Here is a 16,490-nt window from a genome sequence, read left to right as displayed (position 1 = left end):
AAAATATGAAACAACGACGCCAATTTTTCAAATTAAACGAGTATCTTATAAACATTTGCAAGTTCTACATAATTTCTTACGTTATCTTGCATATATTCTAAATCTTGATCAGCTAAATATCTAACAAATTTTGCAGGGGAACCCATCCATAATTCTTTAGATTTAATTATCTTCTTTGGTGGGATAAGACTTCCTGCAGCAATAAAAGCATATTCTTCTATTACTGCATAATCCATTATCGTAGTACTCATGCCGATAAAAGCATTATTATGTATTGTACAGGCATGAATAAGAGAGAGATGACCGATAGTTATATTATCGCCTATTTCTACCGGTCCGTTAAATCTTGAAGTATGAATTACACTACCGTCTTGCACGTTAGTATTATTTCCTATTTTTATTGATTCAACGTCGCCTCTAAGAACCGTATTAAACCAAATACTTGAATTACTACCTATTTCAACATCTCCTATTAAAGAGCTGCCTTCGGCAATATATGCAGTTTTATCGATTCTTGGCGTAACTCCTTTATAAGGGATAATAATCATTAATTATAATCTACCCAAGAAATATTACCGTCTTTACGATAATAAACTATATTGATACGATCATTATTGATATTTTTAAATACTACCGCAGGTAAATCTTCTAAATCCATTTTCATTACCGCTTCTTTTACTGATAATTTTAATATTTCTACAGGCTTTTCAGCGATAATTGCCGGATTATCATTATCTTCGGAGTTAGAGGTTTCACTATCAGATTGCGGATTAATAATATATTTGGTACCTTCGTAAGCAATTTCTGATATTTTTACTTTACCCGCATGATGATTTTTGAATTTTGATTTATATTTTCTAAGCTGTTTTTCTAGTTTTGACATAGCTTTATCAAAAGCTACATATATATCGCTACAACTATCATTACTTTTGACTATACTATGTTTACCTGAGCCATATTTTACTATAATATCACATTTAAAGTTAATTCCCTCTTTTGAAAAATGTATATCTATATTTATTATATCGGTAAAATATTTTTTAACGACTTGCGTAGCCCTCTCTTTGGAATATTCTTGTAAGCTATTACCGATCGAAATATGTTGAGCTGAAACTGAAATAATCATAAATAACCTTTATAATCTAAAATAATTAATTGTATAGGCGTTACTAAGTAACACCTATACAATTAATTTATATTTAGAGTAATTTCAAGTTTTATTACAAATTAATTTAATTTAAACTTAGGATGCTTATCCTTATTTTGTTGCGATTTAATTAGCTTTTTAGCAGTCTTCCTTACATAATTAGGCTCAATGCCCATTTCTAAGCAGGTAGCATTAAAATTTTCATTATTTTCAAAAAGCCATTTTTTAGCGTTATATTCTGCTTTTGTTGCTTCTTTCTTGGTAGAAGTATTAGTTGCATCTATTATTGCCTGCATAATAATAGCACTTCTAAGAGCAATCTCGGGTATAGGATTATAAAGTTTAATACGCTCAAAAGGAGTAGTTAATTTAATGACATATGGTTTAGTCATATAAAACCTCTAATAATTATTAATAAAGTAAGATTTTGTTAATATAAATATAACCAATAGGTTTTTCTTTTTTAACAAAGTTCTTAAAAAGTATAATAATTTTCAAAGCTTCAACTAATAGTGACTAATTTGGATTAATAGAGATATCTACTGATTATAATATTAGGAATACGCTATAAAATCTAAACGTTAGGTTCTGTATATTTTTTGATAAAATAAGATATTTTACTCTTGCAGAAATAGAAGAATTGTTATATATATCGTTATCTCTCATGTATAAGGGGATGTAGCTCAGTTGGTTAGAGCGTCTGCCTGTCACGCAGAAGGTCGCGGGTTCGAGTCCCGTCATTCTCGCCAAGCCCTTTCAGGGTTTCGGCGTTTCTCTTCGTTTTCTAAAAAATCCATATGCTCCTTTTATGTTCCAAAATGTCTAATTTTTGTATTAAATCTCTTTTAAATTCCGAATTTTAAATATTATCAAAAAAACTAACTTATATATTTCTTAAAGCACCTCAATTCATTTATTTACACTTCTAATTAAATTTCTATTGCATTCTTAAAACTCCTTATTATGATTCTTTCTATAGCTCATTTTTAATAAAATATTAAAAATTATAAAATTTAATAAGGAGGAAATATGCCTAAAAAAAAGGTTTATTCATTTGAAAAGTTAATAAAAGCAATACGATCAAAGAATGAAGTAAACGCACAAGAATTAATTGCTCAAATGGATACAACCGAATTGAGTAAAGTTGATGATTATGGTAATACAGCATTAATTGTGGCTATTAGGAATAAGTTAGAAAAGATTTGTGAAATACTTATTTCTAAAATGTCCGATGAGGCTATTAATCAGCCTGATAATAATCATGATACAGCATTATATTTGGCTATATTTTACAACTTAGAAAAAGTTTGTGAGCTACTTATTCCTCGAATGTCCGATGAGACTATTAATTATCGTAATGTATTAAAGGATGCTGCAAGTAAAGGTTTTGAAAGAGTTTGCGAAATGCTTATACCTAAAGTGTCCTACTATGCTATTGATTCCTCTGATGAGTATGGTAATACAGCATTAAGTTTAGCTATAAAATATGGTTTTAAAAATATATATAACTTATTGTATAGAGTAAAGTATCAAAAATTAGCTAATGAATTACATAATAAAATAGTTAATAATACTGAGGTAAGTGCCAAAGATAAAGCTATAATGATAGATACTATAAAAGATATATCGCAGAAAATTAAGCTTCTTACTAGTAAAGTTGATAGAGGAGCAGTAGAAGCTAGCATGCGACTACTTCTAAATGATAAGCTTACAAAATTAAAATTTATGATTATAGACGAGCAAGTCGACAAATTAATTGAACAACAAAACATAAATTTTAATCAACTAGCTACAAAAATTAATATATTTCAAGAATCGGTAAATGATATAACTTCTATAATAATTAATGATACTACAATAAGTGCTAAAAATAAACTTATAATGGAAGGTACTGTAAAAGACATAACAGATAAAACTGCGATACTTTATAGTGCCGTTGAGATAGAGAAAATAACTATTGAAATGCAGAAACTTATAGTTGATAAACCTACAAAAGTAAAACTTATGACTATAGAAGAACAAGTTGACGAATTAATAGAAAATCAACATCAAGATATGATAAATGATATTAACGTGTTAGGTGATTATAGCAATTTTGGATAAATTAGAATAAGGACAGGGGCAATTTGCCCCACCCTTTAAATTTTCCTCACAGCACCTAACAATATCATTTGATATTATACTACTCCCCGTTAATGAGTTGTTTAAAGTAATTAATTTTATATAACAAAAAATAATTCTCTTTGCTTTTAAAGGCTCGTATATTTAATATAAAATCATTCTCATCATAGATAAAAATTTTAACTAAGTTGAGGTATGATAAAGTGCCGAGAATAATCGAACGAAATAAGCCTAGGTTCTGTGCACTTTTGATTAATGATTATAATTATGAGATATTTTTAAGCGAGAATTAATAAAATTTTTGCAGTAATAGTTATTCATATTTCAAAAAAATCTTATAATTTGCAGCTAAAAAGAGCCATAATTATGATTATTATATTAAAAGTGCATAGGACCTAAGGATGACTTTAATAAATTCCTATCAATTATAAGTACAATTTTTCGGTATTGCAACCAAAGGCAATACCTACCGTGATAACCTAGTTGCTCTAGCTTGGCAATTCACCCAGGCTATCGTATCCACAAAAATTTTGTTCACCTAGACCGCAAAATTGATTACACTGATTTAAAGCAAATCAATTAGAAATCTTACGCAAGAATCTAAAAATTTACCCGTATTTTTAAGCTACCTTGTTGAGCGAAATATTTACTCGCCGCATTCGCATCGTAATTAACGCCGTATTCCATCATTCGGTATTTGGCAGTCACACCGACACCAAAGTTAAAGCTAGTTTTAGCAGGCTTAAAGCTATTAGTCGTAAATGGGCTGTCCATCCCTTGTAACCTAGCATCGATAGCAGGAGTTTTATCTTTAAAGTTATAGTCTAGCATGCCGTAAATTGCAGGGATTAAAACTATATTTTCTACGTTAATATCTTTTGACATTCTAACACCCGCAAGCCCTTCAATCGTATTATACTTCTTTCCTTTAACGATTAAGTTTTGGAAAGTTGTACCGGTCTCAGTATATCCTGAATCTCTAATATCGGAATATCTAACCCCCACGGTCGGTGTTAAATTAATAGCTTTTGGAGCTAAATAGCTATAACCGGCTAAAATCTGTCCGGTATATGAACGTGATTTATATTTACCGATTGCCATTTCATAATTGATCAAATTTCTACCCGAAGCAATATTACGCTGTGAATAATTCTTAACTTTACTATCACCGTAAGAAGCTATAATTTCAAAAAACCAATTTTTATTTGGTATATTATATAAGCCGTATAAAGAGTAAATATTGCTCAATATTTTACTTTTATCACCGACATTATTGTTTTTCTGCTTTACCTTAGTGTCAGCTCTAGTATAAGCAACCCCAAGTAAGAAATCATTGCCTACTAAACTATCAAAACCAACAGTGCCGCCAGTTGAGTTAGATTTATAACCACTTAGATTATTTCGTGCCTTTTGAGTACTATTCCCGACAAAAGGACTAGCCCATGCACCGAAATCTACTTCTGCCTCATCACCGGCAGAAATAGCAACTTTATTTTGACTTGTCTGAACTGTATTTATTCGCGAGCCTAAAGAAGTTAAATTACTGACTATATTATGAGATACTGCTTGCGTATTTACCGCAGTTATTACCGCTCCTGGTCTTACCATATCGGGTGTAACACGATCTAGTGCTTCTTTTTGCTGCTCAATAGTAAAAAAACCAAACTCGTCTTTAAAAATATCCGCATCAGTATCTTCAGGTGCACGGATAAGTGTTGAAATATCTTGCGATTCTTCCGGTGTAAAACTGCCTTCATTTATTTCTTCTTGCAATATTTCATTGGAGATATTAGTAGCTGATAAAGTTAATGATGAAGTATTTATCGACCATTTAATGAAACTATTATCATTACCGTTAATAAAAAATTTAATTTTATCGGCAGGCAACGGAATCAGTCCATTTCCGTCCTCTGAAGATATTAGCGAATATTTAGTATTTTCATTTATTTCTCCTATACGTACATCGGCACCGTTAAACTGAATCTCTAATTCATCTAGTGAAGATAAATCCATTTTACTACCGGGTGTAATCACTATATTACCGCCGGAATTTTTTGTTTGATCATAACGTGTAGTCACAATTAACTTACCTGAAAAACTACTTTGACCGGTATATGATACTGTTGCTGCATTTAAATTAATCGTAGTATCTCTACCGGTTAAATTACTATTAACAGTAAGATTATTGGTGAATGTTAAAGTTGCTCCGCTTACAACTACATTATTAGCCGTTATATTGTCAGCAAATATATTTACCGAGCCAGGTGATAAGGTAACAATACCATTACTATTAATGCTACTTGCAAAACTTGTTGCACCGTTTGTAGTAATGTTACCGACCGGGCTTGCTGCCGTACCTACCACACCGCTAACACTATTAGTACCGCCTGTGAAGTTTAACTGGACCGCTTGACCTACGCCATTGTTAATAGAGCCGGTTAATTTAAAGTTCTGAGGTAAGGTTAATATGCCGATACCGTTACCTCGAATCTCGCCAATTACGGTATCACCGCCGGTTAGCAGCGATACGTTACCAGTCCCGACTTGCAGCAATTTAAGCCCCTTAACATTGCCACCGATAGAACCGTCGCCGTCAAATGTTATAGTACCGTTAGTAACAACCGCCCCATTATCGGTACTTGTTATGCTACCGGTAATTTTTTTACCGTCTGCGATTGTTATAGAGGCGTCTTGGTTTTTGAAATCTACATCACCTTCAATATCACCGTCTTGCGTTAACTGTGTATTTGCTCTAAAAAATAGATTATTAGCAAAAATAGTAGATTTTATATCTAACTTCCCTGCACCTATAATAGTTAATTCTTTTAATTTATGATTCCTAGTACCTAGTATAGCACCGGCGGCAGTACCGTTGATTGTTAATTTCTTACCGGCTATTACGGAATTTATAGTAACTTTACCTGTATTAGGAGCTAAAGGATCAAGGACCCCCGCTAAAGTTATAGTTCTATCATCCGCAACTGAACTATTTTGCAATTGCAAGACAGAATCTTCATGTAAAAAGCTAATGGTTTTACCTACTGTTAAAACAGCAAAATCACCGGTTTGAGCATCAAGAATATAAGTAGCTGTGCCAACACCGGCCCCGCCGTTTGCTCCGATATTTACCGTAGGAATTTGGGCAGAGCTACGACTCCGATCCGTTAAAGTTGCTCCTGCGTAAATATCAAATATCATGGTATTTTGAACATCAAGCTTATGACCTGCCTCTCCTGAAATAGTTACTGCTCCTCCGGCAGCTAGCATTGCTAACTTATTTGCATTAGTACCAAGCGTTTCTCCGCCGGTATCACCTTGTACAGTTAAACTATTGGCATTGCTGCTAATCAATTTTACTATACCTCCGTCACCCACAACAGCACCACCGCCTGCAGGCGTTACTCCTCCTTTTAGAATATTTTTAAAAGTTACGGTAGTATCCGCATTTGCTATTGTATTTTGAATTTGAAATATGGAGTTCGGATCAAAAAATCTAATAGAATCAGCAACTGTTAAAACATCTATATTTCCGCCTTGACTAACATCTATAGCATATGTTGCAGGCCCTACTCCTGCTCCGGTACCTTCATCGGCACCGATATTTATTTCAGCTATGTTGATAGAGGTAGCACTTTCATCGGTAAATATTGCTCCGTTATTAACATCAAGCTTATTTGATCTACTTACGTCAATTAGATTTGCTGCCCCTCTAATTGTAACATTTCCGGTAACACCTAAAAGTTCTATGTTAAAAAAGTTGCCGAATTGCGGGTTATTTACTCCTTTTAAAATTAAATTACTAGCCGAGTTATTATTAACAAAACCTACTACACAACCTCCACCGTTAGCAACAACTATATTATTATTAAAGATTACCGTTTTATCTATTGCAGCTTTATTTGTTACTATTAATCGCGAATTAGTATCCAAGACGGTAAGAACATTGCCTGCTCCTGCAGTGAGGAAATCAACGTCCCCGACCGCTTGACTTACGTCGACAATATATTGTGCACCCGCTCCTCTTCCTCCTCGAGTACCGATATTTATTTGAGAAATACGAGCAGAAGTAGAACCTTCGTCGGTAAATATTGCCCCTGAATTAACATTTAGAACCTCCGATCTACTTACATCAAGTAAATCTCCGCCACCTGCAATTGTAACCTTTCCGGTAATATTTAAAGATGCTATGTTACTACCGTTGCCGAGCTGCGGTGCACCTGCTCCTACATCTACTCCTTTAATAGTTAAAAGATTGCCACCGGTACTAGAAAAGTTAACTATACCTCCACCGTTATTAACACCGGCTACATTATTGTTAAAAATTACTGTTTGATCGACTGCCGCTGTATTTTGCACCGTTAATTCTGATGTTTCATGTAAAAAAGTAAGAACATTGCCTGCTCCTGCAACGAGGAAATCAACATCCCCGGCTGCTCGACTTACATCAACAGTATAAACTGCGCGACCTACTCCTTTTCCAGCATCAGCACCGATATTTATTTTAGGAATACGAGCAGAACTAGTACTTTCATCTATGAAAGTTGCCCCTTTATAAATATTAAGCACTAGTGCATTACTAACATCAAGTAAATTAGTTCCAACGGTACCGCTTATAACAACCTTGTTCCCAACAGCTAATTGTGCCAATTTATTTACACCGGTACCCAGCGTTTCAGCACCTGTTTTACTTCGAAGAGTTAAGGAATTACCGGCAGCACCGCCTATTAACTTAACTATACCTCCATTTCCCGCTTTACCAGATAAATTTGTAGTTAAAGTTATAGTACGATTAGCAAAACTGTCTAACTGTAAGACCGAAGCTGCATCTGCAAATCTAATAGCATCACCGTTTAGATTAACATTTCCGGCTAATGTATCGATAGTTACACTACTGCCTGCTCCGATATTTATCGTATTAAGGGTTCCAACACTTGCATGCAAAAAAATCATAGGTGTTTGTGCATTTAAAGTACCGTTAACTCCATTAATTATTGAACTTTTGAATGTAATTGACTTTCCGCTTGCAGCATTACCAGTCAATACTGCTCCTGCTCCGAAATTAATTGAAGCTAAATTCTCATATGTATCAGCTGCAATACCTGTTCCAGCCGTACCGGTTAAAGTTAAAGTTTTGTTTCCGGCTATTTCAATCGATAAACGATTATCATACAATCCAGTCTTGTTTATAGAACCAATAGACGTATTTTCATTAACGGTAAGAATACCCGGTGTTTGGTTATTACTACCCTTATCCGTATCAATTGCCTGGATTACTCCGCCCGCTATGTTTGCATCAACAGTCCAAGCACCTTTACTATTATACTGTAATGTACCTCCACCAAATATAGCAGCAGGATTTAGCCCGACACCGGTAGTTAAGTCGGCATTATTCGTAACTATAGCATCAGCTGCCCCCAATGTACTATTTCCATGAAGCATAAGGGCTAAGGTTGAAACGGTAGCAAGACTTATTTCAAATTTCTTTAAGAAATTTTTTGACATAAATTGAAGATTTTTATTTTTAATAAAATATCTTAACATATTTACATATAATTAACAAGTATACATTCTGATTAATCGCATATACTCTTTAAAGAAGTGGTTTGTAAATGGGTTAGCATTAGCGGTATTATATCTTAAAAAAATAAAATATTTAGTTAAATTTCTATTGCATTCTTAAAACTTCTTATTATGATTTTTTCTATAGCTCATTCTTTAACAGAATATTAAAATTTATAGAATTTAATAAGGATAAAGATATGTTGAGATGGTTTCAAACTCCATATGAAAGATTAATACATACAATAACAACGAAAAACATGGCAGAAGCACGAAGCTTCATTGCTCAAATAGATACAACCGAATTAAGCAAAGTTGATGAAGACGGAAACACGGTTTTAACTTTAGCTATTAATAAAGTATTAGAAAAAGCTTGTAAGCTACTTAATAATTTATAATCAAAATACAAACAATGATATTAGTATGTTAGGTGATGATTGCCAAATAATACTCAGTTAATTAAACCGATATTAAGGCATAATAGGGCTTAATAAAAGCCCTAATCAAGTCTAATATAAACTCAACTATTAAAATTAAGTGAATAACCTATTAGTTAGAACAAAAATTATGGATAATTGGGTTATTATAGATTCACTTTAATCTTTAAAGACCCTTGATTTGCCATATATTTCTTCGCAAGAGATAAATTATATCTAATACCGAATTCTATCATATTATATTTAGTAGAAATACCGCCACCTAAATTATAGGTTATCTTTGCAGGTTTAAATCTAATTGTTGTAAGCGGTCCGTCTATACCGTCTAGACGTGCATCGATATTCGGTAATTTACCTTTAAAGTTATAATTTATAAACCCGTGTAATTCAGGTTTTATCATTATATCTTGTACTAAATAATTAGTTACGCCCTTTAAACCTAATATAGTTTCAAATTTATTATAGGAATTTTTTCTTATAGATAAATTTTGGAAATTAGTACCGCTTTCTTTATAGCTATTATTTTTAAATGTAGCATAACGAATCCCAAGCATAGGAGTTATAGTTGTCAGATGGGACATTAGATGGTTATAACCGCCGATTAATTCCCCGCTATAAGAAGTATTAGTAAATTTACCGATTGCAGTTTGATCACTAATAGAAGTCAAACGTTTTTCGTAATTTTTGACTTTATTTCTACCATATGAACCTATAGCTTCAACAAAGAAGTTATTAGTAAGCCAATTATAAAGCCCATAGATAGAATATATATTGCTTTTAGCTTTGGTTCTATCGCCGTTTTTATCGTTTTTGTGCCGTACTTTACTATCGGCCATAGTATAAGCAGCCCCAATAACTATAGAATTATCAATATTATAGTCAAAACCGATTATACCGCCTCCGGTATTAGATTTATAACCACTTGAACCGTTTTTAGATTTTTGCGTTGCTTTGCCATAGAATGGTATGCCCCAAATGCCTGTCCCGATATTATCTTCATCACCTGCCGCAACTGCTGCCTGATTAGTAGTAGTACGTCTTCTTCGATTCTGATTAGAATTCGGCTCATTTAGACCGCTTAAAGTATTTTCATCACCTAATTCTTCTAACCTATTGCCAATCCCTTCAGAAGTAAGGTTATCCATATTTATTGCTATATCGGTTAATAAATCCTCAATCTCTATACCGTTAAACTCTCCCACTCCTTCGTTAATTCCATTAGTATTTGTCCTGTGACCAAGTCTATCTAAGGTCTCAGAAACTCTACTCGGCGACATAAAACCTAAATCGTTAAATAATTTACCTGCATCAGTATTATTGCCAAAACCCTTAATATTATTAACCAACTGATTTGCAATACCGGAAGCTACTGGACTGTTTTTAGTATCATCTAGGATAGGAGATGGATCAAAAATAGGGACGGCACCACCGCCTCCGGAGTTATCGCCTCCACCGGAGCCACCTCCTCCGTTGCCACTTTCTCCGCCTCCGTTATCGGTATTTGCAAGTAATACAAGACCGTTTGGATCACTGACCCATTTTACAAATCTGTTTTGTTCACCGCTTGCATCAATAGTGACTTTAGCTTGAGGTGCAGGAGTAAATGTTGCACCCGCTTCAAGGCTTATTACTTGGTGTTTAGTATTTGAGGTAATTTTAGTAATATCAGATCGTGATTTAATTTTAACTATTAAATTATCTAAACCGGACATATCAACATTAGCACCGTTACCGACTAATATATGACCGCCTTTTTGTAATGCCGTATCAAAATGAGTAATAATAGTAAGCAACCCGTTATGTATAACATTTCCTGTATATTTTAGTTCATAAGTAGCAACATCTAATACAACGTCTCTAACATTCAAATTAGTGTTCATTTCTAAATTATTTAACAATACTAAATTTGCTTCATCAGCAATTAAAGTGCCTGCTTTAATATTTTTCTCAAGTAACATGAATTTATTAGCAGCAATTTCTATGCTTTCTGCATTTTTAATTTCTTGTTTTAACCAAACATTTTCATTGAATTTTAAAGTACCGCCGTTATCAATAGGTGCATCTATTAAAACTGCATCTTTGAAATTTGCCGTGGCCGTAGCATCTGCAAAATTTAAATTATCTGATTTAATATCGGTTAAGTAAGTAAATAGTGAGAGAGAACGAGGTAACACGTCTAAATCTACTATAGCCCCAGGTACGGCTAAATTTTTTGGATTCGTGTTATTATTACCTCTATCAAAATCTATAGTTTTACCTGCGTCTATATTAATATCTTTAGAATATACATCACCTTTAACCGTACTATTTCCACTAACTTGTACACTTGCTAAACTACCTAGATTGCTACCTAAATCATAAGCAATACCACCGTCTATATTTAGCTTTACATTACCTTGTCCGTTATTTGTGCTAGTAATCCCTGAAAAGAAATTCTTAGTATTAACCGTAACTGTGCCATTGCCCGTTAATTCTATCGCTTTTAATCTGTTATTTGCAGCTCCGATAACACCGTTACCGGTATCAAAATCCGTTACCGCTAAAGTGTGGATATTATTTCCTGCCGTAGTAATATTAGTAACTTGTGCTACTGCACCTAAAGTTAAAGTAGCTGCTTGAGCGGCATTTGAGAAGTTAATATTTTGTACTTTTAGCCCGCCCGTAACGGTAGCATCATTATTTGCAACTTCCACCGTACTTAAGCTATTATTATTACCAACCGTACCGGTTATATTAATAGGTGCAGGATTGTTTAGCTTTAAAGTACCTTGATTAGCATTCTCGCCTGAGATATCAGTAGCAGTTACGTTATTATTAACCTGCATCGTAGCACCGTTCGATATAATAACATTACCGCTTTTAACTGTACTGCCGAAATTTACCGCCCCTGCTTGTATCATAATATCACCGACTGCTGCATTTGAACCGACAGAACCGCTAACGCTACCGCCGTTAGTAAAGACTAAATTTACCGCCTGTCCACCGCTAGTATTAATACCGCCGGTTAAGTTTGAATTAGCAGCAAAGGTTAAATCATTATTACCGTTACCTTGAATTTCGGTAATAGAATAATTACCGCCGGCAGAAAGTGCTACATCACCTGCTCCTGCTTTCAGCATTGCTATATTAGTGATTAAACCGGTAACTTCGCCTGCTCCGCCCCAATTTAATGTACCGTTCACATTACCGGTACTTGTAACGATACCATCAATTTTTATACCGTCATTAAGATTTATTACCCCTGCATTACCTTGGAAATCTACATTACCGTTTATATTGCCTGTTGCCGTATATGTTGTATTCTTGTTAAAAAGAACATTTGCATTAACATTCAAAGCGATATTTTCAACATTGATTCCTACGTTTAAAGCTATAGCACCATTACCGGTACTAGAAAAAGTTAATTGTTTTAGCCTGTGGTTTACAGTACCGAGCGTATAAGCCGCATTACCGCCATTATCAATAGTTAGCTTTTGAGTATTAGTGGTTAGCTCAACTATACCGAATTGATCATTACCGGGATCTAAAGCAGCTGTTAATGTTATAGTACGGTCATTAGCATTTGAACTATTTTTAAGTTCTAATGCTGAATCTTGATGTTCAAATACCATACCGCCGGTATTTAAGTCAAAATCACCGTTTATAGCATCTAAAGCATAAGTAGCACTGCCGGCCACTTCACCGATATTTATCTTTGCGATTTCAGCTGATGTTAGGCTTTGATCAGTAAATATCGCACCGTTTTTTATATTTAACTGCTGAGTATTTTGGACATCTAAATTATTAGTAATCGTAACTTTTCCTAGAATATTTAAGCTAGCTAATTCATTACCTTTACTACCGAGTGTTGCTCCGTTATTGCCGCTTACGGTTAAATTATTACCGTTACCGTCTAAAGTAACAATACCGCCGCCATTTGCTATACCTTTTAAACTATTAGCAAAAGTAATAGTTTGATCTACGGGAGCGGTTAATGTTAATTGTGAATCTGCATCACCAAAATTAATGCTACTATTTGGGCTACTTAAAAGAGCTAAATTTCCATTATTAACTTGAACGGTAAAGTTTTGTGGAGTTCCTACTTGTCCTATATTAATCGTTTTAACCGTACCGATACTTGCCTCAGTAGATTTCAAGGTAGTGAAAACGTTTAATATACCGTTTTGTCCGTTTGCTATAACAGCATTTAAGTTATATGTATTATTACCGTTAAATTCTAAAGTACCGCCGTTTGCTCCGAAATCAATATTAGGGGTGGTTAGATTCCCGCCAAGCTGTAATACTCCACCGTTTGTAAAGTTAATATTACCTACAAATATATCATTTGCTATAGTTACGTTTTTTGTATTATCGCCTTGGATATTTATATTAGCAGGGCTATTTGCAGCATCCGTACCTATATTCCCCGTTACATTCCCGTCACCTATAAAATTCAATGTACCGCCTATACCGCCGGTGCTAAGTACTGCTCCGGTAATTACATTACCGTTTTCTAAATTAAATGTTCCGTTAATACCTTTAAAATCAATATTTCCTGTAAGTCCTTTAGTAGCCGTTACTGTACCGGCTGCATCATAGTTTATATTACCAGTTATTAATCCCTTAACTGTAGCATTTGCTGCATTATTTGCTACAGTAAAAGTTGTGGCATTAGCTGTACCGCCTATATTATCTACACCGTTGAATATTACTTCTTCTAATGCTGCTCCATTTGCTCCTACGCTACCTGTTACCGTTCCGCCACCTGCAAATATTAAATTACCACTACCATCGCCTGCAGTAGTGGTTACTACTCCGGTTAGCGTAACTCCATCTGCTAAAGTTAGGGTAGAACCATTATTATTTAAAGCTACAGGAGCAAATACGTTATCTGAGAACGTAACGGGATTTGCTCCGATATTTACAAGTTTTAAGCTGCTGCCGTTAGCTCCAATCGTACCGGTAACATTACCGCTTTGTATTGCCAGTGTTCCTTGATTATTTGCAGAAGTCGTAACTGAACCGGTTACACCGTTTACTACTAGAGTACCGTCTGCTCCAAAAGCAATATTACCGCCTGCACCTAAATCTAAAGCTTGATTAAATGTTACCTGCCCCGTACTGTTCATGCTCAGTAACTTCGTAAACACCGTATTATCCACTACGATATTGCCTGCTCCGTCTACTATAAACTCCTTAAGGCGATGCGTATTATCTTGTCCTATAGTATAAGGACCACCGTTATTTGCTATAGTTAGGTCTTTTGTGGTTGCTCCTATTCTCACTATTCCATATTCATCATTGCCAGATTTGTTTAAATTATTATATAAGGTAAATTGCCTATCATTTATGTTACTAGTATTCACTAAATCTAATTCTGAATTTGGTCCTTCAAATATTATCTTAGCACCGTTATTTAGCAAATTTACATTCCCATTTGCTGCATCTATTGTATATGTCGTATTATCCGCTATTCATAATATCACCTATATCGCCGGCACTTGGATCGTTAATTGTTAAATTAGCATTTATTTGTATTTTTGCTTTTATAGCGTTTAATAATGCAACATTGATTGTATTTTCGGTATTTATTATTAAAGTACCGCCGCTAGCATTACTATTATTAAAAGTAATACCTCCTACATCTAATAGACCGTTAACGCTTATAGTCCCTGAAGCTGCTGCACTATCTGCAAAAATGAGACTATTTACCGTGGTATTACCTTGTAAATCAAGAATCTTACCGTTACCTCCGCTACACTGAAGTATATTTAAATTATTTATATTTCCGTTAAGCGTAGCATTCCCTATAAAATTTAATGTACCGTTTACTCCGTTAGCACCATTTATATTACCCGTAACAATTATGTCGTCATCTAAATTAAGTACGGATGTATTACTTTGTAAATTAATATTAGTAGCTTTTAATATTGTAGAATTAAGTGTTGCCGACCCAAGTAAAACATTTACTGCGGCTAATGAGCCTATATTACCTATATCGCCTGTTATTATATTATCACTGGCCAAATCATGAGCTAGATTTAGTATCCCTTGACCGTCAACTCCGGTAGTATTATTTATATTACCTGTTAACGTCGTTACATTACCGTCAAAAAGAGTAAGTATAGAGTTATTGTTAGTAAGATTTATATTTGCAGCATTAATTATGCTATTACCTGCTCCAGGCATATAAATCTGTGCTTCCCCGTTTCCTACATTTATTTGAGAAAGAGAATTAGTTAAGCCTATATTATTTGATATAGTCCCTGTCCCTGCAAAAGTTATTATACCGTTATTTCCGGCTACCGTATTATCTATCTGAGTTGTAATATTTAAACCGTTATTAATTTGTAAAGTAGAATTCTTACCGGCAAAATCTATATTACTAAATGTTTGAGTACCGACTCCGGTAATAATTGAGGTAACATTATTATTAATAAATTTAAGAGGACCGAAATTAGGAGTAAGCCCTACTGTTGCACTAAGAGGACCTATTGATAATTTTGACTTACCTCAACCCCACCAAAAGCAGGTAGTGCTATTAATGTATTTATCCCGCCAACAACAGCATTTGCTTTATCTGCCGATATTTTAATTCCAAGCCCTCCAACCGCTATTTGAATAATATCGCCGTTATTAAATACTCCTCCTACAAGACCGGTACCGGTACTCAAGCTTACACTACCAAGATTAGGAATTGTTGCTCCTGCAGCATTAGAGCTAGTAAATAATGTTCCACACAGTGATGCTGTTGCTAAAAATTTTCTTAATATTTTTGATTTTTTCATTAATATTAACCCCAATACATTAATTATTTTTTAAAAAATATTAGTAATTAGTTAAAAAATATTAATATATTTTATATAGATAAAGTTAATTTTAATTAATAATTAGTAATGATTAATAATTTGTAGCAACTTTTTTACAACAATAGATTTTTGGGATTATTTATAAGAAAGTAATAAATTTTATGGATTGAACCACAGTCGAAAGATTGCGGTGCTATTGCATGGCTCGGTTTTTCCGTAATTGCGAGAAAGCATTGCCCGCGTGGATACCAATGTCATTCCTGCGAAAGCAGGAATCCAGTACTTTGCTTTGTCATCCCGTGGCTTAACCGGCTTTGTTGCATGGCTCAAAAAACCCGCTCGGTGTCATACCGTGGCTTGTCCACGGTATCCAGTAAAACAACTAAAAATACTAATATTATTAGTATTTTTAACTGGATCCCGTGAATAAATCTATAG

General features: G+C 34.1%; 6 protein-coding genes, 1 tRNA gene and 2 pseudogenes. 4 read left to right on the top strand and 5 right to left on the bottom strand.

Annotated features, from left to right (window positions below; all coding sequences use genetic code 11):
* Window positions 1–32: 32 nt before the first annotated feature.
* The 3 genes from H6P87_RS03375 to H6P87_RS03365 all read right to left on the bottom strand — a co-directional run bounded on the left by H6P87_RS03375 (window position 33) and on the right by H6P87_RS03365 (window position 1,539).
* Complete coding sequence (locus H6P87_RS03375; RefSeq protein WP_202070022.1) at window positions 33–548, bottom strand: gamma carbonic anhydrase family protein; 516 nt, start codon at window positions 546–548, stop codon at window positions 33–35.
* Complete coding sequence (gene hpf / locus H6P87_RS03370) at window positions 548–1,126, bottom strand: ribosome hibernation-promoting factor, HPF/YfiA family (protein ID WP_202070021.1); 579 nt, start codon at window positions 1,124–1,126, stop codon at window positions 548–550. Before hpf ends, H6P87_RS03375 begins: the two co-directional genes overlap by 1 nt.
* A gap of 101 nt (window positions 1,127–1,227) precedes the next feature.
* Window positions 1,228–1,539: a hypothetical protein gene (locus H6P87_RS03365; RefSeq protein ID WP_202070020.1), complete on the bottom strand. Its 312-nt coding sequence runs from the start codon at window positions 1,537–1,539 to the stop codon at window positions 1,228–1,230.
* A gap of 280 nt (window positions 1,540–1,819) precedes the next feature.
* Here H6P87_RS03365 and H6P87_RS03360 point away from each other — a divergent pair.
* Window positions 1,820–1,896 (top strand) — tRNA-Asp (locus H6P87_RS03360).
* A gap of 280 nt (window positions 1,897–2,176) precedes the next feature.
* On the top strand, window positions 2,177–3,250 hold the full coding sequence (locus H6P87_RS03355; RefSeq protein ID WP_202070019.1) for an ankyrin repeat domain-containing protein: 1,074 nt from the start codon (window positions 2,177–2,179) through the stop codon (window positions 3,248–3,250).
* 618 nt (window positions 3,251–3,868) lie between these two features.
* Here the strand turns inward: H6P87_RS03355 and H6P87_RS03350 are convergent.
* Entirely contained in the window at window positions 3,869–8,770 is a 4,902-nt protein-coding gene (locus H6P87_RS03350; RefSeq protein ID WP_202070018.1) for an autotransporter outer membrane beta-barrel domain-containing protein, read from the bottom strand.
* A gap of 257 nt (window positions 8,771–9,027) precedes the next feature.
* Between H6P87_RS03350 and H6P87_RS03345 the strand changes: the two genes are divergently transcribed.
* Window positions 9,028–9,225, top strand: a complete 198-nt coding sequence (locus tag H6P87_RS03345) for a hypothetical protein (RefSeq protein WP_246438081.1) — start codon at window positions 9,028–9,030, stop codon at window positions 9,223–9,225.
* Window positions 9,226–9,410: 185 nt separating this feature from the next.
* Here H6P87_RS03345 and H6P87_RS03340 read toward each other — a convergent pair.
* Window positions 9,411–16,031, bottom strand: a pseudogene (locus H6P87_RS03340) (autotransporter domain-containing protein).
* A 338-nt stretch (window positions 16,032–16,369) separates the two neighbouring features.
* Between H6P87_RS03340 and H6P87_RS07305 the strand changes: the two are divergent.
* A pseudogene (locus H6P87_RS07305) lies at window positions 16,370–16,469 on the top strand (permease); the annotation flags it as partial.
* Window positions 16,470–16,490: the final 21 nt, after the last annotated feature.

Source organism: Rickettsia tillamookensis (assembly GCF_016743795.2).
GTDB lineage: Bacteria > Pseudomonadota > Alphaproteobacteria > Rickettsiales > Rickettsiaceae > Rickettsia > Rickettsia tillamookensis.
Note: the sequence above shows the minus strand (reverse complement) of the source record. Positions and strands in the feature narration are given on the sequence as shown.